Origin of the sequence: Microcoleus sp. AS-A8, from assembly GCA_039962225.1 — a bacterium.
In the GTDB taxonomy this organism is placed as follows: domain Bacteria; phylum Cyanobacteriota; class Cyanobacteriia; order Cyanobacteriales; family Coleofasciculaceae; genus Allocoleopsis.
The window spans coordinates 1-20,690 of the sequence record JAMPKV010000037.1 but is presented as its reverse complement, the minus strand read 5'-3'; the positions used below and the strand labels follow the sequence as shown (position 1 = coordinate 20,690).

Annotated in this window: 15 protein-coding genes; 4 read left to right on the top strand and 11 right to left on the bottom strand. The window is 47.9% G+C overall.

Annotated elements, in window-relative coordinates:
* Positions 1-17: 17 nt before the first annotated feature.
* From NDI48_29980 to NDI48_29950, 7 genes are all read right to left on the bottom strand, one after another.
* Positions 18-521: a chemotaxis protein CheW gene (locus NDI48_29980; GenBank protein MEP0835396.1), complete on the bottom strand. Its 504-nt coding sequence runs from the start codon at positions 519-521 to the stop codon at positions 18-20.
* A gap of 154 nt (positions 522-675) precedes the next feature.
* On the bottom strand, positions 676-1,053 hold the full coding sequence (locus NDI48_29975) for a response regulator (protein MEP0835395.1): 378 nt from the start codon (positions 1,051-1,053) through the stop codon (positions 676-678).
* A gap of 131 nt (positions 1,054-1,184) precedes the next feature.
* The gene (locus tag NDI48_29970) at positions 1,185-2,255 is read right to left on the bottom strand and encodes a response regulator (protein MEP0835394.1); all 1,071 of its coding nucleotides are present in this window, start codon (positions 2,253-2,255) and stop codon (positions 1,185-1,187) included.
* 809 nt (positions 2,256-3,064) lie between these two features.
* The gene (locus NDI48_29965; protein ID MEP0835393.1) at positions 3,065-5,824 is read right to left on the bottom strand and encodes a glycosyltransferase; all 2,760 of its coding nucleotides are present in this window, start codon (positions 5,822-5,824) and stop codon (positions 3,065-3,067) included.
* Between the two features lie 183 nt (positions 5,825-6,007).
* Positions 6,008-8,458, bottom strand: a complete 2,451-nt coding sequence (locus tag NDI48_29960) for a cellulose biosynthesis cyclic di-GMP-binding regulatory protein BcsB (GenBank protein ID MEP0835392.1) — start codon at positions 8,456-8,458, stop codon at positions 6,008-6,010.
* A 1,166-nt stretch (positions 8,459-9,624) separates the two neighbouring features.
* A complete protein-coding gene (locus NDI48_29955; GenBank protein ID MEP0835391.1) occupies positions 9,625-10,419 on the bottom strand; it encodes a WecB/TagA/CpsF family glycosyltransferase in 795 nt (264 codons plus the stop codon).
* Positions 10,420-10,805: 386 nt separating this feature from the next.
* Positions 10,806-11,612, bottom strand: a complete 807-nt coding sequence (locus tag NDI48_29950) for a hypothetical protein (GenBank protein MEP0835390.1) — start codon at positions 11,610-11,612, stop codon at positions 10,806-10,808.
* 1,423 nt (positions 11,613-13,035) lie between these two features.
* Between NDI48_29950 and NDI48_29945 the strand changes: the two genes are divergently transcribed.
* On the top strand, positions 13,036-15,297 hold the full coding sequence (locus NDI48_29945) for a hypothetical protein (GenBank protein MEP0835389.1): 2,262 nt from the start codon (positions 13,036-13,038) through the stop codon (positions 15,295-15,297).
* Positions 15,294-17,624, top strand: a complete 2,331-nt coding sequence (locus tag NDI48_29940) for a tetratricopeptide repeat protein (GenBank protein ID MEP0835388.1) — start codon at positions 15,294-15,296, stop codon at positions 17,622-17,624. The genes NDI48_29945 and NDI48_29940 overlap by 4 nt, the downstream gene beginning before the upstream one ends.
* Positions 17,625-17,695: 71 nt before the next feature.
* On the opposite strand, the gene NDI48_29935 is transcribed toward NDI48_29940, so the two are convergent.
* The 3 genes from NDI48_29935 to NDI48_29925 all read right to left on the bottom strand — a co-directional run bounded on the left by NDI48_29935 (position 17,696) and on the right by NDI48_29925 (position 19,348).
* Positions 17,696-18,331 (bottom strand): Uma2 family endonuclease, encoded by a 636-nt coding sequence (locus NDI48_29935; protein ID MEP0835387.1) that lies wholly within the window; start codon positions 18,329-18,331, stop codon positions 17,696-17,698.
* Between the two features lie 212 nt (positions 18,332-18,543).
* Positions 18,544-18,849: a hypothetical protein gene (locus NDI48_29930; protein ID MEP0835386.1), complete on the bottom strand. Its 306-nt coding sequence runs from the start codon at positions 18,847-18,849 to the stop codon at positions 18,544-18,546.
* A 205-nt stretch (positions 18,850-19,054) separates the two neighbouring features.
* Positions 19,055-19,348 (bottom strand): hypothetical protein, encoded by a 294-nt coding sequence (locus NDI48_29925; protein ID MEP0835385.1) that lies wholly within the window; start codon positions 19,346-19,348, stop codon positions 19,055-19,057.
* A 364-nt stretch (positions 19,349-19,712) separates the two neighbouring features.
* Between NDI48_29925 and NDI48_29920 the strand changes: the two genes are divergently transcribed.
* Both NDI48_29920 and NDI48_29915 read left to right on the top strand, forming a co-directional pair.
* The gene (locus NDI48_29920; GenBank protein ID MEP0835384.1) at positions 19,713-20,054 is read left to right on the top strand and encodes a hypothetical protein; all 342 of its coding nucleotides are present in this window, start codon (positions 19,713-19,715) and stop codon (positions 20,052-20,054) included.
* Positions 20,055-20,156: 102 nt separating this feature from the next.
* Positions 20,157-20,342, top strand: coding sequence for a hypothetical protein (locus tag NDI48_29915; protein ID MEP0835383.1), 186 nt, complete (start codon positions 20,157-20,159; stop codon positions 20,340-20,342).
* A gap of 183 nt (positions 20,343-20,525) precedes the next feature.
* Here NDI48_29915 and NDI48_29910 read toward each other — a convergent pair.
* On the bottom strand, positions 20,526-20,690 hold a 165-nt coding region (locus NDI48_29910), incomplete at its 5' end, for a photosystem II q(b) protein (GenBank protein MEP0835382.1).

Below are 20,690 nucleotides of genomic sequence, written 5' to 3'. Positions count from 1 at the left end.
TCCCCAGTTCATAGAGCCTAAGTGTTGTGTAAAAGAGGCGATCGCATAATCGCCTCGGCATCTAGAACTAATAAAATTTCTGTATCGAGCAAGACACATCCGCGTAAATAGGGCACTAGACCTGATGAGACTTGCCCCAGGGGGGGTTGAATGTTCTCTGGTGTTAGGCGCAACACACCTTCAACGGCTTGCACAATGAGCAATAGAGAGACTGACCCACTATTGATAATTACGCTATTGTAATGTTGAACATTAGTTTCGATTCCGGGTAAGCCCAGCATCTTGGCCAAGTCAATGACCCACAGCACTTTTGAACGCCGATTCAACAATCCCATGACATAGGAAGGCATATTGGGCATGGCTGTCAGACGCCCAACGGGTAAGACAAAAACCTCCTGTGCCTGACTCATGGATAAAACAGCTGGTGTTTGTTGACCAAACTGAAATTTGAGATAGGCATCCCCCAGATTTTTTTTGTTGGGATTGGGCTTCGTGATGTGGGCGAGTGCTGAACTATTCATTGACAAAAGAAATAAGAATTATGATTTTTGGGTACAATCTCCAGCCCTTGTGGGGGTTAATAAAAGATGTGGGAAACGTTCTGTCAAGAGCCTCTGGTATACCACCCTATCTATTTCCGTCTTTAGTCTTGATTCTTCAGAATGGAGCGTCTCGTCAAACGGCAACGGCTTTGATGGCACGAAGAATTTGTTCGCGGGTAAAAGGTTTGGTTAGGTAGGCATCGGCACCTTGTTTCATTCCCCACAGCCGATCAATTTCCTGGTCTTTAGAAGAACAAATGACAATGGGTACCTTTTCGGTATCCGGATGAGTTTTGAGGCGGCGACATAACTCAAAACCGCTCATTCCAGGCATGACGACATCGGTAATAATCACATCTGGCTTTTGCTCCAAAACCTTATTGAGAGCTTCTTTAGCTCCAACGGCATTGATGACGGTATAACCTCCTTCTCTCAGATAATGGCTAATTAATTCCAGCTCTGAGAGGTTATCATCTACGATTAAAATTGTGCCCATCAAAGTTTTACTCATGCTTCCTGGCCTCACAATTAATTAACTCGACTCTTGCTAACTTGGCTCCGGATAAGGTGTACAGATTCTCCACTTGTGCCGCAATTGACTTTCGTGATCTCAGGTATGAATCAAGCACAAGTGAAGACTCCCTACGATAAGTGCTTAAACACCATTTTTAGTAATTCCGACTGGTTGAAAGGCTTGGTCAGGTAGCCTGATGCTTTGACCAGTTTAGCCTTAGCTCGGTCGAGAAATCCTGTATTTCCAGTCACCATAATGATTGGGATATTTTTGAACATCGAATGCTTGCGTAAAAGAGAACACAGCTCATAGCCATCTAAGTTGGGCATTGCCACATCCAGCAAAATCAAGTCCGGCTTAATCCGGACAATTTGCATTAACGCTCTTACCGGGTCATTAATCATGACAACGGAGAAGCTTTTGTCATCCAAGAAAGAGTTGATGGCATTTAAAACGGTTGGACTGTCATCAATACAAGCAATCGTATAGGTGCTTTTTGAGAGCGCCTTACCGGGGTTGATTCCAGCTATAGTCGTAGGGTGTGTTGGGGGTGCTGTATTACTCTGTACAGGATTTTTGGGAACTACTTCTAGCTTGGTCGGAGCACCGTTTTGAACAACCTGCTTAGGCGGATGTTCTGAAGCTACGCTGGTTGGTTGTACAGTCTGTTGTCGTCGTAGCTGTTCGTGGCAGCGTTCAACTATCGTTCGCAAATCGAGGCGACAAAATTTAGGGAGTTCCTCTAATTTGTCTTGTTCAATTAATTGATAACTTCCTTCTTTTACTGAAAGAAGTGACACAATTACTTCTTCTGCCAATTCTTCGATGAGATTGGCGGCATCTTGCTCCCTGAGATACTGTTGATTGACTAACCAGCAAATGGCTTGGTATTCAGGATTTTGACTGGACTGACTCTCCAAGTCGGATTCAAATATTAGACGAACCTGTACTCGAACTGCACTAACAAGCGTAGGAATTTGACGGCTGAGGCGACGCAAATGACGGTCGAGTCGCTCAAAGGGGTCTACTGAATCTGAGGCATAAATCAGTTTTCCCTGTTCTAGATAAATTGACCAAGAAACAGATCCACTAGATACTTGTAAACACCCATTAGCCTGACGACTAGATAATTGTGCTAATAACGAAAGTGGGTTTAGCCTTTGGGAAGATCTGTAGCTAGCCATAGACATGGTGTTCATTTGTATCTACCTGGGTCTCATCCAATCGTTGAAACTATAAGGGTTGATTTGGTCTAACAATTCACCCTCGATAAAGCAATAGATTAGGCGGTTATAATACCCCTAACTTGGCTATTCTAGGCTAATCGAACAAATCAGAGAAAATCGCCCTAAAAACCGATTCAAAAAAATTGAATCTTCCCTTGTTAATCCCTGAATAGCGAAAAAAGTGAATAGCAAATCTCAAGCAAGGAGTAGCTGCCTACCCGAATTTATATTTTGAAGATAGATGGCCCCTTCTCTTGGTAGGCGTAACTATTTTCTTCTCTAAAGGACGGCGTCTTCTTCTTGTCGAGAGCGTTGACCTTCTGTTTGCCTCTCACGGCGCGCTATCAAACCCATCAAGCTGGCTGTAACAACCGGTTGCTTGTATGAAGAGTCACGTCAGATCATCTCTCGAAGGATAGCTTAAGTGAGTTGATTGTAGAACTCAAGAGCCGTTATACATCCTCTGGAAAAGAAAAATTTCAGTTAAGAGGGTAGATGAATAAGTAATGGACTTATTATTTATAAGTTTAACAGGCTTTGCTCAGAAAACAGGTAAAGTGCCCATGAAGGGCTATAAAAGTCAATGAAGATAATGTGAGAGGATAAATTATGATTTTTCGAGAGAATAAAAGACTCTATCCATTACCTTTTTTATCTCATATCGGCAAAGGAAACGATCCCATCAAAAAGTGCTTGTTGGTGGGTAATTTCACTCAATAAAATGTGAATTTTATCCGAGATTATGGACTTTTGCCCTGCACTCGGTTGCCACAATTCAGACTTTAATTCAGTGTCGTCAAAAGCCGTTTAATTTTGGCTTGCTGCTGTCGTTTTAATGACTCCGGGAAACTTAACTCAATCGCATAAAGGTTCGTGTTTTCACTCTTCGTACCTTTTGGATGCCGGGGTTGATCGCTACCCTTGTCTGTCACGCGTGCATGGAGGGTGGTGTTCTCTTGGATGACGGTTTCCGATTCAACGCGTTGGGGCGTCGCGTCCTTTGGCGTCTTGGCTTTCGCCGTACTGGAATGGCCAAAAGTAGGATTACTCAACGGTTCTATCAATTCCACCTTCGCCAACAAAGAAGTTGGCTGCGAGTCATTCTCCTCCTGACTCAACAACAAACCAATCACCGGTTGTGTATTCTGCATAACCTCCAGATTGAAAATATCGCTGCCATCGATTTCTAAGCGAACATCCTGCGTCCCGATTTCCGTCAGCGTCGCTGTATAGGAGTGTCCTTCCCAACCTTCCCAATAAAGCTGTGCAAAACCATTCACCTGCTTGCGGACTTTGACGCCAATCGCAGGGCGGAATTCACGGAAGACACGTTTGATACTCGTAATGATGAACTTGAGCGATTCAATCGGATCGTCCACCTCGGTGCGCGTCTGAGAATACCACTCTTTCACATCACAATAGATAACCAACGTCAGGTCATCAATCTGGGTGCGCGTGGGTTCCACAAAGTCAATAAACAACCTAGCTTGAAGTTTACTCGTGGCGATCGCGCGAATCACTTTTCCCGATAGGAGTGCTCGTGCCCCGAAGTCTCCCACCAGCTCAATTTTGACTTCATCGGAGATGTTCGGCCATTCATCCAGCAAAACCTGGCAACCGCTTTCACTCACATCCACCGTCGTTCCTTGCCAACTCTGGGAACCTTCGTGAATGATGGCTGTCAGCTTCCGAGGTAAGCGGTGCGCCCGTCGCAGTTGGGGCTGCTCAAAAGCGACTAAAATCGCCGCCAACACCAAGGACAAATTAAAAACACACCAAAAAGTATTGATCAGAACCGCCTGAGTATCCTCCGGCGAAAGCCACAGCCAAAACGGCACTGCCAGCAAGGATGCGCCTCCAATTGCCCCCACAATCACCAAGTACCGCACGGAGTCGAAGTCAAAGCTGCGCTTGGTAACGCTCAATCCCTTATCCGTCACGTTAAACGAACCCAGCTTCGGGTTAACCAGAGCTAACAGCGTGACAATTCCCGCCTGGAACGACATAGCAAACTCAAAAATCTCGTTCCAGAACGAGAAACGGACGTGCTTGTAGGGGATGTGGTTGGTCTGCATCGACAGGATAATGTGAGGCAGGGCGTAGAACAAAGTTTCTAACCCCAACCCTTTCACCGAGTTAATGCCAAATAGCAGAAACAGCGGTGGCGCAATAGCATACATCAACCGGGGAAAGCCATAAAAAAAGTGTGAGGTGGCACTGAAATAGCAGATTCGCTGAGGAATCGTTAAATTCAGTTTTCGGTTGATCAACGGGTTTTCAATCCGCAGAATCTGAGCCATCCCCCGCGCCCAGCGCACCTGTTGTCCCACATAGGCGGAGAATTTCTCCGGTGCTAAGCCCGCCACCATAATTTTGTCGTAGTAGACCGACTCGTAGCCCAAAGAATGCAAGCGGAACGCCGTGTGGCAGTCTTCCGTCACGGTTTCGGTAGCAATTCCCCCAATTTGCAGCGCATACTCCTTGCGAATCACCGCCGCTGAACCGCAAAAGAACGCCGCATTCCAGAAGTCGTTGCCCTTTTGCAGGACTTTATAAAACAGCTCATTACCAACGGGGATTTTCCCCTGAGTCAGGAGGTTGCGCTCAAAGGGGTCTGGGTTATAGAACCAGTGAGGGGTTTGTACGAAGGCAACTTTGGGGTTAAAAAAGAAGCCGACCACATTCATCAAAAAATCCTTGACTGGCATGTGGTCGCAGTCGAGAATCAGCACCAGGTCGCCTTCGGTAACCTTAAAGGCGGTGTTGATATTCCCGGCTTTGGCGTGGTCGTTATTATCCCGTACCAGCATTGTTGCGCCCAGTTCCTCACACATTTGGCGCAATTCTTCTCGGCGGGCTTTATACTTTTCCGCACGTCCATCATCTAGGACGTAAACACGTTTTTTGTCATCGGGATAATCGATCGCTAGAGCGCATAGAGTTGTCTTGCGGACAATCTCAACATCTTCGTTATAAGTGGGAATGTAAATATCAACCTTGGGCCATTGTTCTTGGGGATAAAGGGAGAGATCAATAGGCTTGCGGTCTTTAATTTTTAGGGTCTGAAAATAGGCTAGAACCAGCGTACAAATCGCATAAAGTTCTGCCGTAAATAGCAAGAAACAGAAGAATCCGTTAATGATGTCATCGAAGTTGAGCGTGTAGTTGACGCGGTAATACAGGTAGCGTAACGTTGTCACCACGCTCACAACGATCAAAAACAAATGAAGGTACTCGCTCACTTTTTTAGTGGGTTGCTGCTCCTCCATCTGAAGAACAATGCGTCCCACGGCGATGAGCACAGCGGCGACTACCCCTTGCTGCCAAATGGCTGGACGTACCGCGATGATGGGAATAGACAGCCAAATCAGCGACCCAATGAGTACCAGCAGGTGAGTGTGGGGCAGCGCCTGTAGAACGGCGTCAAAAGCCTGAGGCACGCGCTCGACAAGCAAGTTCGATAGGCGCTTCCGTTGCTCGTTAGAAATCCCAATGTGTTTGCGACTTGGCTTCTCTCTGACTTTTGAGGATGTACTCGTCATTGGCAAGTATGAAGAATGAGGGATGAAGTCTGAAAGATTGAGTGTGAAGTGTGAGGTGTGAAGAGTGTTGGGTGAAAACAATAGCAACGCGGCTGTCTAATCACTTAATTTTTTTCATCAAGGGTTATGTCGAAAGTAGGAGTTTCGATGCCACCCTTGTTATCCTTGACACTTCACACTTTTTTATTTCTCCTGACCAGCAATCTTTTTGAGATACAACTGGATAACGCCGTAAAGAATCAGGCATGTTGCCACCATGGCTGGAGCTAACATGAACCAACTTCCCGATACGAATCGGAAAACTCGGCGTTGTACGGGTGTTTTATCGACGGTACGCTTCGGTTCACGCTGCAAAAACTCAAGGTTATAAGCATTGGGGTCATAGGCTTCGGGGTTAGCCGTATTGGCACTGATGAGCACCGTGTCTTCCTTGAGTTGGAAGAACAAGGGGTCTTGGCGCAAAAAGTCTTGTACTTGCTTTAAGCCATTTTCCGTTTGAGCGGTTAGGGCTAAGAGAATGCGATCGCTAGCGAAGGGTGAGATAATTTCCTTAATCACGCCATCAGAGTCGGGTAAGGTCTGAATCTCACTTAGATTCTGCTGACGTTCCTGGTTGTCTTTCAGCTGAAAATCACCGGCCTTGAGCGCTTCCGGGAACGGGAAGGTCTTTTGGGTGCCAATTCCCACCAACTGGCGCTTTTTGAGCTGTTCGGGCGTTTTGGAAGAACCGGCGTAAACCGCTAACTGCACTGACTTGGCTTTGCTCAAGCGGCCCAATCTTGTGCTGAATTCCAGCAAGGTTGAGATCTCAGTGGGTGAGGGCTTTTTGGGAACCACAATCGCCGTTGTCGATAAGTCTTGAGGTGCCCCAAAGGGGAAACCGTGCTGCAAGAGCCTGAGGTCTGGCAGTTGAACCGCATTCGTGCTCTTGAGATTAAAGCTGGTATCGGCGTGCAACGTACCCCAGAGCTGTTGGTCGGTCACCCGGCTACAAGAACGACGTTCCCGCGCATCCAGGCGAAAATCCACCTGAAGTTTGGAGGTGGGTTTGATTAAATCTCCAGGCAGGGCCACTTTCAGAGTCTCGCGGGTGCCTCCATTAATAGAGGTGAGGCGTTTGCCGACCAGCGCCACTCCATCTAGCTTGACTTCCACGAGGGAGGTTTTGGCATTAATTTGTGGGCCATAGCTGTAAACCAGGTTCAGGGTATTCCCCTGCCCAAACTGAGCATCGGGTACCGACTTGAAGTCTATTTCAATCGGTGGCGAATCCGAACCCCGAACCGTGACATCTTGGAAGGGTTTGTTATCGCTTCTCTTGAGGTCGCTGAGTTTGAAGGTGTCGGTGGGGGGCAAATACCCAGGCCAATCGCGGGGGGCTGGGGATGGCACCTGGGTCAGGTTTTTGACGATGATGCTTTGACCGGTACCAATTTGGCGGTCTTTAGCCTGGACTAAAAACTGTACCGCTTTGGCGACGCCAGCCGGCCCGTTGCCGGTTGCCACGAGCACGGGGGATTTTTTGTTGGGGGTGGTGGTTAACATCAAAACCCCAACATCAGGCGGGTAAGCCTTCTCCTTATTATCGAGAACCTGATTGTCTTTCAGACTCAGCGGCAGGTCGAGAGACTTCAGGGTTGGCTGCTGTTTTGGGGTGCCAATGACGAGCAACCGCTCAGGGGGAGCGGTTTTGGGTAGATTTTTGTTAATTTCATCCAGGGTTTTGACGACGCGGGTATCCACGCGGCGGAATTCGGCTAGGCGTCCGATGGTGGCTTGGAGGCGACTGGCACTCGTGAGCCAAGTGTCGTCAACGTCGCTGGGCAGCAGATAAGCGATTTGATTGGGAAATAGGCTGAGTTCGTCAAAAATGGGGTAGGGGAAGCGACTGAAGTCGAGGGTGACCGGTTGAGACGCGAAATCAAAGGTGATTTTTGAGTCGGGCAGTATCTCCGTCCACAGGGAAGGGTCGAAGGGGTCTTGGGTACAAGTGGGGGAGTTATTTTGCAGTGCCCCAATTGTGAGTTCGTTATAATTCTGAAGCAGCTCGACGGGCACGTTGAACACCGAATTCCCGATTTCGCCATCTTTGCGGTTGAGCGGGATACTGCCGATGGTCGCACCGTTAATCAAAACGGTCAGGTTCGAGCGTGTGGCATAGAGAGCTGGGGAATGGCGATAGCGGATTTGGGCTTTGACCGTTTTGATTTTCCAGTCGCGGGGACGGGTAAATCCGAGTCGCGCTTCGTCGTAAATCCCCCGCAAACTGAAGCGTTTACCCACCACCGGAGAGCGATTGAATTCTAAGACGTAGGGGTCTCCTGTGGGAGGCGCTGCGACTTCAGGCCCTTTGATGGGTGGATTGGGGAGGTTAACTCCGCCCGTGGAGCGTTCTTTGGTTTCGTTAATTGTGCCTTCGCGGAACGTCTCCGTTGACGTGGAGGGGGCTTCACTCTGGGCTATAGCCAAGGTGCCATAGAGTCCGAGGAGGACGGCGCAGCAAAGTGACAGCAGCAAGCGTCGAGACTGTTGCCGGAAGCGATGTCGGCGGTTCGTTCGACGACCCGAGCTCGCTCCTATGTTTCGATTGAGTGCGGGTAGATGGGCAAATGCCTTGCGATAAAAGGGTTTCATGCCTCGCTCTGGGGTGAAGTCTAACTTACAGGATGCTGCCCTTGATGGCCATTCCCTTCAGGGGATTGGATTGGTTAAAAAAGTCTTACCTGACTGGTACTAGCTGTGGTTGTGTGAGCACAATTGTGACTGGAGTCAGGAGATACCAACTACTTGATACAGAGCCTTTACAACTTGATCCGGATGAGCCAGTTGGTCGGAAATTCTGCTCTCCTCCCGTAGGGTTGGAGATGGGTTGGCGCGGTTTTTGCCTACAGAAGAGAAAATTGCTCTTGCCTTATTCTTGAATGAGATAATTGCGTTCAAATTTTTTGGCTATAACAGCGATGGCCCAAAGGGCACCCGCGTTGCTTTTCGAAAAGCGCTTCTTGCATAGAAGAGCTCGCTTTCATTTGCACCCCATTGCGTACACACAAACGGTTCGCAAGCCCTGATGTGGATCAATATCTTGCTGTAGGCTCTACACGGAAGTTCTACACGCTCCCGCCTAAAGGCAGGGGTTTCTGACTCAGCAATAGAGCGCATGGCATCAATTCAGTTTTAACAAAAATTTTTCTTAAACTTGTGCGATTTCTACGAATATGCCTCATCCCATCCCGACTTCCGTGTCTATCGCTGATTTTTCCGGATGGCGCGAGACATTTGTTGAGTAAGAGAAAAGGTAGATGCACCCTGGTTTTCCCTCGCCGCGCTTCAAGCATAGCGGTGGGGGTCTTTTTTTTAAGTGCCAGTGGGCGTTGAGCGTCTATCTGTAGAGTTCGCTAGACCCCGAAACTGGGTTATACCATTTCACATTTAAGGCGCTACACATCGACCTGACTAGCCCCCCAAATTCCAGGGGGAAGAAAAGTATTTGTAACAATCATTATTTAAAATATTCAATATCTAAATGACTTTGATTTTTTTGGTTAATTAATTCAGATGCCGCGAAAATTTGTCTAAAATTTTCAGGGATGAATGCAGGCAAATACTTACTTTAAATAGAAGCGAAAATTAGAGCAAATTTATAAACTTACTTTTAATTCTGTCAGTCCATTAAATGTAATAACGCACCGCTATGAGCGGGTGCGTTACTAGGCATAAAATGGCGTAATCGAGAGAACTCTAATAATAGTATTTGCGTCACACACCCGATAATAAATACACTAATCAAGGGTCTCAACCCTTTATATGTTCTGACTAGAGACTTCCTTATAAGGCTCTGAATAATCAGAATTAAAGGGATCTACATACAGATTAAGCTTTTGCTTGAGAATCAGCCAGAAGAAAGAAGGCCCATGTACTAAGTACCGCTTCCATAGCCTTTTGGGTTCAGCTAGCAATCTGTACAACCATTCCATGCCGATTTCGCTAATCCACTTGGGCGCTCTTTTGATATTGCCCGCTTCAAAATCAATCGTCGCACCAATGGCTAGGAAAATCTTGATGTTGGTAAATTGGTCTTTGTACTTGCTGATAAAGTTTTCTTGTTTGGGAGCGCCAACTCCTACAGCCAGGACTGTCGCGCCTGATTGGTTAATCAGTTCAATAATTTTCGCACATTCCTCTTCATTTTTTTCAAAGCCAAATGAGGGAGAATGTGCGCCCACAATCATGGTTCTTCCGACTTGTGCGTTAATCTTCTCTTGAGCTTTAAGCGCTACCCCAACGCGTGCTCCCAGTAGGAAGATTTTAATATCTTCATTGTTTTTGTGATACTGGTAAAACGCCGGAAAAAGGTCAGAACCAGAAATTTTCTCTTTGATGGGTGTTCCCAAAAAGCGAGAGATAAAAAACAGAATTTTGCTGTCACACAATTTGTAGGTTGCATCCTTGTAAGTGTTGACAAATTCTGGGTCACTTTGTAACTTCATTAAGTGATCGACATTCGGAGTAAAAACAACCCCGCTTTTACACTTTTCAAAGAATTCTGCCTGTGATATATTATCAATAGAGATATTTAGAAGTTTAACTTTGCTCATCTGAATTCATCCTACTTTTACGTGTCCTTGAGGCTGTTTCTTGGAAAATTCCCTTATCCAAGTCAAGGAACCTGTTTGCTTCATAAACCTTCAACTAACTATACGGATTCATTTCGTTGCCCTGCAAGCAAAAGGGCTTGGATTCATAGTTTCTTTACGGGAAATAAACGTCGCTTCACTGTTTCTTTATTCCCTCCAAAAAGGCTTAAAAAAGCCGAAAATTCTATCTGAAGAGAGTTTTAAAATTCTCTCTAAAGAGAGTTATTCTTACTCCTTACCTGAAGGCAGATAAAAGAGCAATCAACCGAGGATAGATTAAGAGTCCGTCGCGCCTTCAAGCGGGCACCCACTGCGCCCGCATCCACTAGGCTTAAAGCGGGAATGCGTTACTGCAAATACTCAGCCGGTGCCATTGGAGCATTCGTTCGACGTTTATTGGGTTGTTCAAACTTGTTCGTATTTGGCGGCTCATCAATGAGCAGGTACCGAGGTCCCCAGCCACCATTAAGGTCTTCCGGGCGTTTTGGGGGGGCTGTTGTTTGACCAATCGGTAAAGCCACCGTCAGAATTTGACTAGCCTGAACATACCGTTCCCCCTCGACTGTATTGCGAACAATGTTACTAACTAGCTTGATGTCTTGCTTTTGTAATTGTTGTTCGAGTTCCGACAACGAATCCGTTGGCGCAACGGTGGCTAGGAAGAGTACTTCTGATTCGGGTTTGAACGAAATTCCCAGTAAGAGCTGCTCCAGTTGCCAAGCTTCTTTAAACTGACCATTCGGTGCCACTTTCCAGAGATTTAGGGCGGCTTGCCATTTCCCTTTATTTACCTCAACATCTTGATAAGCCAGAATTGAATAGGTTTGATGCGGCTTGAAGTTTTCAGTTTCAGCCTTACCGACTTGCAGATAGCGAACAGCCGCGACTCCGATGCGACTCTTGTCTGGAAGATTGGTGGTTCCTGCTACCGTATAGACTCCCGAACGTTCTGCGGGAGTCACCCCAAGTTTAAAATCCGCCTTGGTTGATAAGTCGGGTATGAGACTAGGTAATTGCCCTGCTTTTAAGGACACCTCGTTACATCCCGTTGTTAAAACGGCGAGGAGGGCAAGCGTCACTCCGCCTCGGAGATAACACCAAGGGGGTGAGGTTAGGACTTTCTTTTGGAAAGAAGGGTGAGACAGAATTCCCATAGCTGATAGCTGAATTGATGGATAAGAAGGAAGAATGAGAGCGGGTAGATAAAAGGTTTCAGAAAACCGATGCGCCAGTATTCAAATCTTTGTAAAATCCGGCTCTGAACGATAACGAATGTAAGAGCAGATTCTCGCAAAAATGACTCAGTTTTCAGGTTGAATCGCACCCCTATCGTCAAAATTCAAGACCTAATCATCCAGACCCACCAGGATTTTCACTTTTGGGTGAGTTTTTGTCTAAAATCCTATCTCGACCGTAACATAGGGAGACTTCCGCCTAAGCGAGTCCTAGTTGGTTGAGCGTTTTGTGTTGAATCTCGGAACCTTGGGTGAATGGCTAACTCTGTGCTAGGGATTGCTCCTTCCGTTTACAAGGGTTGTCTCTTATTACTCTCCCTCGTACAGGTCAGCTAATCAGTATGACCCGGATAACAAAAATAAACTTTATTCTTTCTTTATACTGGCTGCGACAGTTCTTCGTCAAATCTTTATCAATTCAGGTTACAAAGGTAGAGAGACCCCATGTTCGCGCCGATTGAGTGAGCCATTTTTAGCCTCCTTCAAGGTAAGAAAAGGACTTGTCGGGTTGAATGGCTGTTCAAGAGAAATGAATTGCAGGAGCGCTCGCACTCTGTATTTCTGTCGAGCCTTGCCTTCCGTGAGAACTCGCAGGAGTTGGCTACGCCAAAAAAGCGGCAATAAGAGAGCTAGTGTACGGCGAACTCGGGCGAAAACGTTCTACCCGTGTTGATTCAATCGAAAGGAAAACCTTGGTTTTGCTGTGAAATTGGCTGGAGCTAAAGTAACAAAAATTAAAACAAATAACCAGGTTTTTGTTAGGAAAACGGGAAACATAAGTTTTGAAAACAAGTCTCACTTAAAAGGTGCATTTTTCGGTAAAAATTAGGATTTAAGCGGCGGCTATATAGTTAAATAAGGTCTGCAAATGGATTGAAAATTGATTCAAATTTCATCCTGTTTGTCGTTCATTAGCTAAATTTATTCAAGTCACTTAACGACCCTAATTATCCTGAAAAATCATAATTGTTAATTCTCTAAATTTTGCTTCCTATATCAAGGAACAAAATCAGAAAAGTTGAATCAATCAATAGGAGAGATGAACTCCATAAATCTGGGCTAAAGAGCGACAATGCCGCTTTTCAGGGTGAAAGCTGATCTCACTGAACGGGAGCCATGATTGGCGGAATTGTTCCGACTTGAGAGACTCTTCATTACGCTGATTTCTTCAGAACTGATTATTTTTTGAAATGAAGAAACTAAACGACTCAATTTAGAGATTATCTTTAACCGTTGCTTTCTACCCAGCAACAGCTTTCATGGCAATCTTCCAGTGGGATTTTTTGCCAAGAAAGCTGATGAGACCTAATTGGAAGAATTGTCCGGAGGCTCTTTTCCCGCCTTGAACAATAAAACAACCAACAGTGTTGCTACCCAAGTCCGCCTAGATGTAGCTGTGGTGTTCATGAGAGACATAAATCAAAAAACTAGTGATACTGATAAGCAAATAGCGATAGCGAAGCGCTGCTGCGAAGCGCAGATCGCGCATAGCGCAGTGCCAAATGCAATCGCTAAAGAGCGGTCTGTTTGGTTGAGTTACCTAAAGACCTTTGGAGCGATTTCAACTGGAGGATTATCCATCTTTGCGGTTGCTGCCTTCTTGGGGATAAAACCAGCTCAAGCTAATATTACAGACCAAGCCGCTAATATAACGAATCAGACGGCTGAAGAAGAACAAGCCAGTCTTACCAATTCCCCTGAGAGTGAGCTTGATGCTCAAGCTAAATTAAGCCAAGGTCAACCAGAACCAGCCGGTTTGGCACCTACTCAACGGCTTGAGGCGTTAGCCCAGCCAAGCGTAGCCCAACAGGACACAATCACGTCAAGAGCTCGGATTCCTGCGTTTACCTCAAAAAGTCTAACTCAAGCTACCGAATATAATTTTGCCCCATCGGCTATAGAGACAGGGAATTTCTCCTCGTTACAACCGCAAGCCTCTACTGAGGAGGCTGTGAACACGGTACCGATTGCCAATTCCCTATCCTTTGCCAAAGACGGGACAACCACCCAAAATCCCAACTCTCCAGCTAACGTTTCATCCGACAAACCCGCGACGGTTCTTCCGGGCTTTGTTCCCCCTGCAACAGAGCTTTCAGAGACACCGAACGCGGTTGAGCCTCAAGTTCCCCAACTGGAAGCACAGACAGAGCCACCCACTACAATTGTTCCAGGGGTTAGAGCCGCCGCGACGGCCTTTTCCCCGACCTTAGATGGGGTTGAATATAAGGTTCTGGAAAAGTCGGCACAGGGAATGCAACCGACAACGATTCTCCCGACGTTTGCCCTTTTGGATGCGCCTGCACCCCTTCCTTCAGCCCTTGAACCCCGCGTGCCCCAGTCCGTGGCAGAAGGAAATCAACCCACAACGATTCTGCCATCGGTTGCTCTGCGTGATGTTGATGCACCCCTGAACTCAGTTGAACCCCGCGTGCCCCAGTCCGTGGTAGAGGGAAATCAACCCACAATGCTGGCTCAAGCCATCGACACCAGAGCAACCGCCGCTACGTCGGAGCCATATTCGGGTCCAGGCGCTGCGCGTCTGCTTGGGGACAATATTCAAGCCCAATCATCCATAGATGCCGCCCAAGAGGCACAATCGGAGAACGCTCTAAGAACCAACAATCCCTTAGCTCCCTCCCTCGTGTTCCAAGGCGGTTTTATCACCCAGGGAGAGACAGGAGCACGGGCACGGTTGACTGGACTAAATCCTGTTTCTCCCAATTTGCTGTTTGGGGGAACGGTAGATTTAACCACCGGAGAGGGGTTTTCCGACACCGCCGGAACGGGATTAGATATTACTGAACTGTATGTTACGGCTTCGTTACCCAGCTATCCCAACCTGCGCTTCACCGCCGGTATTTTGGATCTGACTTCGTATTTTGACCGCAATAGCTTCGCCAAAGATTCCCTCACCCATTTCTTCAACCCGGTGTTTCAAACTAACCCGGCACTGGCGAGAACGGGAATTGGCTCTCGTCCTGCCGCCCTGTTGAACTGGGATATCGCGGACAATCTTAATGCCAGAGCCGCCGCTTTTTCTTCCTCTCGAAGTCTGGGAGAATTAGCCGTCGATGGCTTTGCCGGCGAGTTGGCTTATCGGTTTGACAACGGGATTATCCGTGCCACCTACGCCTCCGATCGCGATGATCAGAGGAATGGATTCGAGGAAATCTACGGACTTGCGCGAGGCAATGGGGAATTGGGTCCCCGCACGAGCGATCGCGAAACCTCCTACGGCATCAATGCGGAATACTATATTCCAGAAATTAAGATGGGGCTGTTTGGTCGCTACGGTCACTACCAAAATACATCCATGGGTCGGGGTGGAGATACCTACAGCGCCGGCTTCAACTTCTTAGACCTATTTATGAAAGATGACCGCTTAGGGTTCGGCTATGGGCGAGATTTGTCCAGCAGTAGCCTGCGCCGCGCCAATAAGGCAAAGCTGCCCGATGTGTGGGAAGTGTTCTATGATTTCCGCCTCACATCCTATCTCCGAGCCGGTGTAACGCTACAAGCCCGCGATGAGTTTTCCGATCTCGTGGCTGGGTTCCGGGTAAAAACCGAATTCGATCTTCTTAACCTTGGGAGGGCTTTTAAATGATGAGATCGGAGTATTCTCCAGATAGGAGTAATTCTCGCTGGTCACGTTTGTTGACCTGCTTCATCATGTGCGGACTAGCGGGGGGACTGCCCCTCATCCCTGTAGATGGGATCGTCCCATCGGCCTCTGCACAAGCGATTCCGGCTGCCGTGCGTCGGGGACAATCTCTCCTCCAAAGGGGATTGGCGAATGATGCGATCGCCGCCTTTCAACAAGCCCTCCGCAGCTCTCCCAACTCCTTAGAAGCGAAATTAGGATTAGCCCAAGCCTATCAAAAAGCCGGGAAAGACGCCGAAGCGTGGGGGGCTTATCAACGCGTACTCGAACAAGCTCCCAACAACGTCCCCGCCCTCAAAGCCGTGGGCGTACTCGGTGGTTATCGTCCAGAGTGGCAGGTTCGGGGGATTGAGGCACTCAACACCTTGTTAAGCCAAAACCCCAACGACAACGAAGCCCGCGCCCAGCGTGCATTACTCTTAGGATTTCAAGGGCGTTATTCGGAGTCGTTTGCGGATTATCAAGTCGCCTTAGCCAACAATCCCTCCCCCGACACCCTCCTGGGAGCCGCCAAAATCTATACTTACAGTGGCAATTATCAGCAAGCGCTGGAATTCTTTAGGCGTTACCAAGCCACCGGGAAAAAGATTACCGACTATGGCGTACCCCCTTATGCGATCGCCCTGCGGAAAACGGGCAGTACCGCTCAATCGGTTCAAGTCCTAGAGCAAGAGCTGCGTAAATCCAAGAAACTCGATGGGTTAGCGATTGAACTGCGATCGGAGTTAGCCCAATCCTATGCCGCCAATGGACAGATTGACCAAGCCTTGGCAACTCTAGAACCCTTGCGAGGCAGACAGGATTCAGCATTGCCCTTGGCGCGTGCCCTCACCACGATTGGTCGAGATCAGCGGCGAACCGACCTTTACTCCGAAGGCGTAGCGCTTTATCAGCAGGTACTCGCCTCTACGCCAGACCCAAATCCAGCTTTGGTGCGAGAAATTGCTGATGTCTTAAGTGAAGTGCCGTCGGAACGAGCTCAGGCGCTTTCGCTGTATCAACAGGCGGCAGCGGCGCAACCGAATAATAAGACCCTACAGCTAAAGCAGTTAATTTTGGCTAACCAACTGGGTCAACTCTCCCAAGCCGAATTCCGGGAGCGCTTGCTGTCCCAATTCCAACCGCTGCCGGAGGATGCCACAGATCGACTGGCGCTGGCTCAAGCGTTGGTGCCCATCGACCCACCCGACCCAGAATTACTGCCAATTTACGAGAGTTTGCTGGCATCGAACGTGGATGCGCCGTTCTTGAATGTCCGGGTGGCTCAGATGTACCTCCAGCGCAATCAAGTTGCCCAAGCGAGGCAGGCTCTAGCGGCTTACCAAGCGACGGCAATGGGGGCTAAGGACTTGACTCCAGAGTTATTGCTGGCGGATCTTGACCGTCGCGAGGGAAATTTGGAAGCCAGTGCGCGGCGGTATGAGTCGATTATTAGTCGTAATCCCTCGGATAGGCTGCTATCGAGTGCCCTGCGAGGGTTAGCGGGAATTCGCGTGGCTCAGGGAAGAGCGGATGATGCGATCGCCATTTACGACCAACTGCTAACTCGCGATCCCAACGATTTGGTCGTGAAATTGGGACGCGCTAGTCTCGCTTACCAAGCCAATCGCATGACGGAAGCGGAAGCTTCTGCGGTTCTCAACGAATGGCTGCAACAAAGGCCGAATGATGCACCGCCAGAATTGTTCAGTCTGGTAGGCTCTCTGCCTGCATCGGCTGAACGGGAGGCGCTGTATAATTCCCTGTTGGCGATCGACCCGGATAATACGCCGGTACAACTTCGCAGGCTTCAGGTGATTGCCAAGCGCGATCCCGTCGCGGCGAAGGAAGAGGTGGCGAAGTTAATTGCCCGTAATCCAAATAATATTGGGGCTTACTTCGTCCAGGCTGACTTAGCAACGGCGCTGAAGGATTATGAACTCGCCATTGCGTCTTACCAGGAGATTTTGCAGCGGGAGCCAAATAATACAGGAGCGCTCTTAGGTTTGGGAGGCGTTCGCTTTACTCAGCAGAAATTTGCTGAGGCGAGGGAAATTTACCAGCGGGTACTGAAAATTGAGCCGAAAAACTTAATCGCCCGTACCAATTTGGCTGAACTGAATGTTGCGGATGACCAGCGCTTTACGGCACTGGATCAGTTCAAGGAATTGAACGCGGAGCAACAGGCGCAGTCTGGGCAGACCAATCCTGAATTGGATACTCGCATCCAGCAGGTGGAGGTGGATATTCTGAAGCGGCGCGGGTTCCAGCCGCCTTGGGAACGGTATTAATCCCGCGCGAGTTTTATCTGGGCATGATGGTAGGGGCACGACATTGTCGTGCCCTTACGTGTTGCTTGGGGTTAATGAATACCTTTTTCAAACTCGTCAATTGCCTGAATTTGGTCTGAAATTAGGGCGCATTGTTCGAGTAGAGATAGGTCAAGTTCTGGCAATAACTCACTCGCTGTGAGCTGTTCGTACCCGTGAGTTGAGAAAAATACTGTTGGTGTTTCTTCCCGTAAATGGTAGAGCTTGAGACGATTAATTTCCCAAAGCCAAACCTCAGCCACTCCCAATCGTCGGTAGGTTTCTAGCTTGTCAATGCTGCCACTGGTAATAATTACTTCTATAGCTAGGTCTGGGATATTTTTTTCTTCTCCAATGCAGTAGCATTCATCAGGTTCTGCTCCAACTTTTTTGAGTTTGTTCCTGATAGTAGTACTCCCCATTGGAGTGTGTTGAATTCGTTTTCTGATGAGATAGAACTCTATCAGTGTAGCCAGACGTTTTTTGAGTTTTTCATGTCTTGCGGACGGCGACACGATTTCTAGGACTCCATCCAAGTAGGTGATGCGGTAATGAGAGTTGTTTTCCAGTTTGGTTAGTAAGGCTTCATAGATTTGCCAACTCACGCTGCTGGTGGTGAACCTCTCTTCTGGATCGTCAATTCCTGCAAGTTCTGGCTCGTCAATGAGTTCTTTGAGATTGCTAACCATTGTCTGGGTATCGCTCCAAAAACTCTTCAAGTGATAGTTTCAGTATGGCGTGAATCCTGGCGATCGCTATCCCCACCAGTATCTACACTTCGGAGACGGGTGGGCATTGCCCACCCTACAGTTTGGGAGCGGTATTAATCCCGTTTAGTTTTAATCTCCGCATGATGGTAGGGGCACGACATTGTCGTGCCCTTTCAGCTTCCGTCTAGAAGTTAGACAAGAGTATCGCCGTTTTCCTCAACCCACTTTGCAAGTCGAACGCGATAGGCTTCTAAAGCTTCCTTTGCCTTAATTCTGGCAAAGAACTCTTGTCGCAACCTCTCGATATACGCCTCTTTTGTCCTCCTATCCTTAACCTCATGAAGGGGGATTCCATGCTTCTGGCAAATCTCCTTAAGCTTGTAGGCTCTCGAAGTAGGTAGCAGCTTGTAGAAGGGTATTGTGAGAATATCTCCATTGCTGCCCCAAAAGCGGCGGGGAAACTTGGGAGGCGTAGGCTTGGGTTTTCTCGGATTCATTGTTTGTTAAAAGTGTTTGTTATCTAATCCCAACTTAGCAAACTCAACAATAATCAGTCCTATAGCGTTTACCGTTCTTGCCGTGTACGGTTTTCCATCTTTAGTGAAAGCCAAAAAAAAAGGACGATCGCACCCAAAAAAACGATCGCCCAACGCCAACACGAACTAAATGGAAGTAGCCACAAAAAAACTTATCCTCTAATCATCACCTCCCGTAGGGACTTGAAAACGGAATCTCTTCTTGCACATAGGGCTGAGGCGGTTTACCTCTTGGTTTCAGCTTGTCAATCTCCGCAACAATCCGCGCCGAAATCCTCGGACTGAGCCGATGAATGTGCGCCACAGCTTCATCCAGGCACAGGGTCAGGTCAGCATTTCGCTGTTTCAAGACCGCGATTTCCTGTTCGAGCTGTTGAATTCTTACTTCCTGGATTGCTTGTGTTGAATAGGCTTGGGGTTCAGTGCGAACCGCATAATATCGTGCTCCTCGTTCTGCCATTTCCTTAACTCGGTAATTAAGTAATTAAGTAAGAAGTGGCAAAGCTTCGCCGTACTAGCTTTGGCTATTTCTCGAAAGCATAACGATCTGCGCTTCGCAGCAGCGCTTCGCTATCACAGCCCGTGTGCCGTCACACGAGACACTGCCTCAACTAGGTCTTCTATGGCCTGCAAGCCAATGCCCCTTTAGGACTTATTCCAGCGCTGGAGCGATCTGCGCTTCGCAGCAGCGCTTCGCTATCGCTTTCGGGATAGTCCACCCGCTAGCGAAGGTCGATATCCTGTCTAGGATATCTAGATTAAACATAACATCCTGGCGCTAAAACTGTAAAGTTAATCTTGCTATCCTAGACAGGATGTTCCTCATGACCGAAAAAGATGCCAAAAGCCAAGCACTCAGAGTACGGAGAAATCAAGAAGGACGCGCACTTCTCTCTGACTCCTACAAGCATCGAGGGTTTGGACAAGATGGCGCGGTACAGGAAAATCTCTCGGTCAGAACTGGTGGAGAAAATCGGTCGTGGTCTGATTCCAGTTGCAGCCCCAGAGGAACAGCGTTTGGGGGAATCTTACGCCAACTGATTGAGGAAGCAGACGAGCAGTTGGCTTATCACGAGTTGCAAATCAAAAAGGTGAAACAAAGACGCGAACAGTTGCTGAAGTTGTACGAGGAGCAGCAACAAGAAGCTGGTGAGGACGACTCTTAACCAGAAGAACCTGATTAGTAACTTATTTGACCCTTCTTCTCACGGGTAGAGCCTGAAATGTACTATGGAAGCGTGATTTCGAGTTCAAAAACCCCAAGCGACGTGAGCAAACGAGTCAATTTAACGCTTCCTGACATTGTTTATGACGAATTGGAAGCTTGGGCTGAATACCAAGGCAGACCAGTCGCCAATCTAGCCGCTTATCTAGTGGAGTCTTCTATCAGGGAAGCTAAGGAAAAAGGGGAATTTAAAACGTTGAAGGATAAAGAATCTCAAAAAGGCGAATAAAGACCAGCTTCTGCTGACCTATTCTCTAAATGTTTGCTACACATAGAGTTCTTACTCCCCCCTTGATAAGCCGGAGCTAAGCGTGAGGAGGTTGGGGGGGTAAAAGATACTACTAAAAAGCGCCCCCCTTTCAGGGAGCGCTCTTTATTGATTTAGGGATTGTTTTTTGCTAGAAGCGAGTTCTTAGCCGTTGATAACCGGAGCGGTTAGAGCTACAGGAGCAGCAACACCCGCTGCCAAGTCGAGGGGGAAGTTGTGAGCGTTACGCTCGTGCATTACTTCAAATCCCAAGTTAGCGCGGTTGAGTACATCAGCCCAGGTGCCAATCACGCGACCTTGAGAGTCGAT

Bases quoted from the DNA above. Each gene is read 5' to 3' on its own strand.
- NDI48_29950 (MEP0835390.1), bottom strand. From the start codon at position 11,612: ATGGGAATTCTGTCTCACCCTTCTTTCCAAAAGAAAGTCCTAACCTCA.
- NDI48_29925 (MEP0835385.1), bottom strand. From the start codon at position 19,348: ATGGCAGAACGAGGAGCACGATATTATGCGGTTCGCACTGAACCCCAA.
- NDI48_29930 (MEP0835386.1), bottom strand. From the start codon at position 18,849: ATGAATCCGAGAAAACCCAAGCCTACGCCTCCCAAGTTTCCCCGCCGC.
- NDI48_29935 (MEP0835387.1), bottom strand. From the start codon at position 18,331: ATGGTTAGCAATCTCAAAGAACTCATTGACGAGCCAGAACTTGCAGGA.
- NDI48_29920 (MEP0835384.1), top strand. From the start codon at position 19,713: ATGACCGAAAAAGATGCCAAAAGCCAAGCACTCAGAGTACGGAGAAAT.
- NDI48_29955 (MEP0835391.1), bottom strand. From the start codon at position 10,419: ATGAGCAAAGTTAAACTTCTAAATATCTCTATTGATAATATATCACAG.
- NDI48_29965 (MEP0835393.1), bottom strand. From the start codon at position 5,824: ATGACGAGTACATCCTCAAAAGTCAGAGAGAAGCCAAGTCGCAAACAC.
- NDI48_29975 (MEP0835395.1), bottom strand. From the start codon at position 1,053: ATGAGTAAAACTTTGATGGGCACAATTTTAATCGTAGATGATAACCTC.
- NDI48_29940 (MEP0835388.1), top strand. From the start codon at position 15,294: ATGATGAGATCGGAGTATTCTCCAGATAGGAGTAATTCTCGCTGGTCA.
- NDI48_29980 (MEP0835396.1), bottom strand. From the start codon at position 521: ATGAATAGTTCAGCACTCGCCCACATCACGAAGCCCAATCCCAACAAA.
- NDI48_29970 (MEP0835394.1), bottom strand. From the start codon at position 2,255: ATGAACACCATGTCTATGGCTAGCTACAGATCTTCCCAAAGGCTAAAC.
- NDI48_29960 (MEP0835392.1), bottom strand. From the start codon at position 8,458: ATGAAACCCTTTTATCGCAAGGCATTTGCCCATCTACCCGCACTCAAT.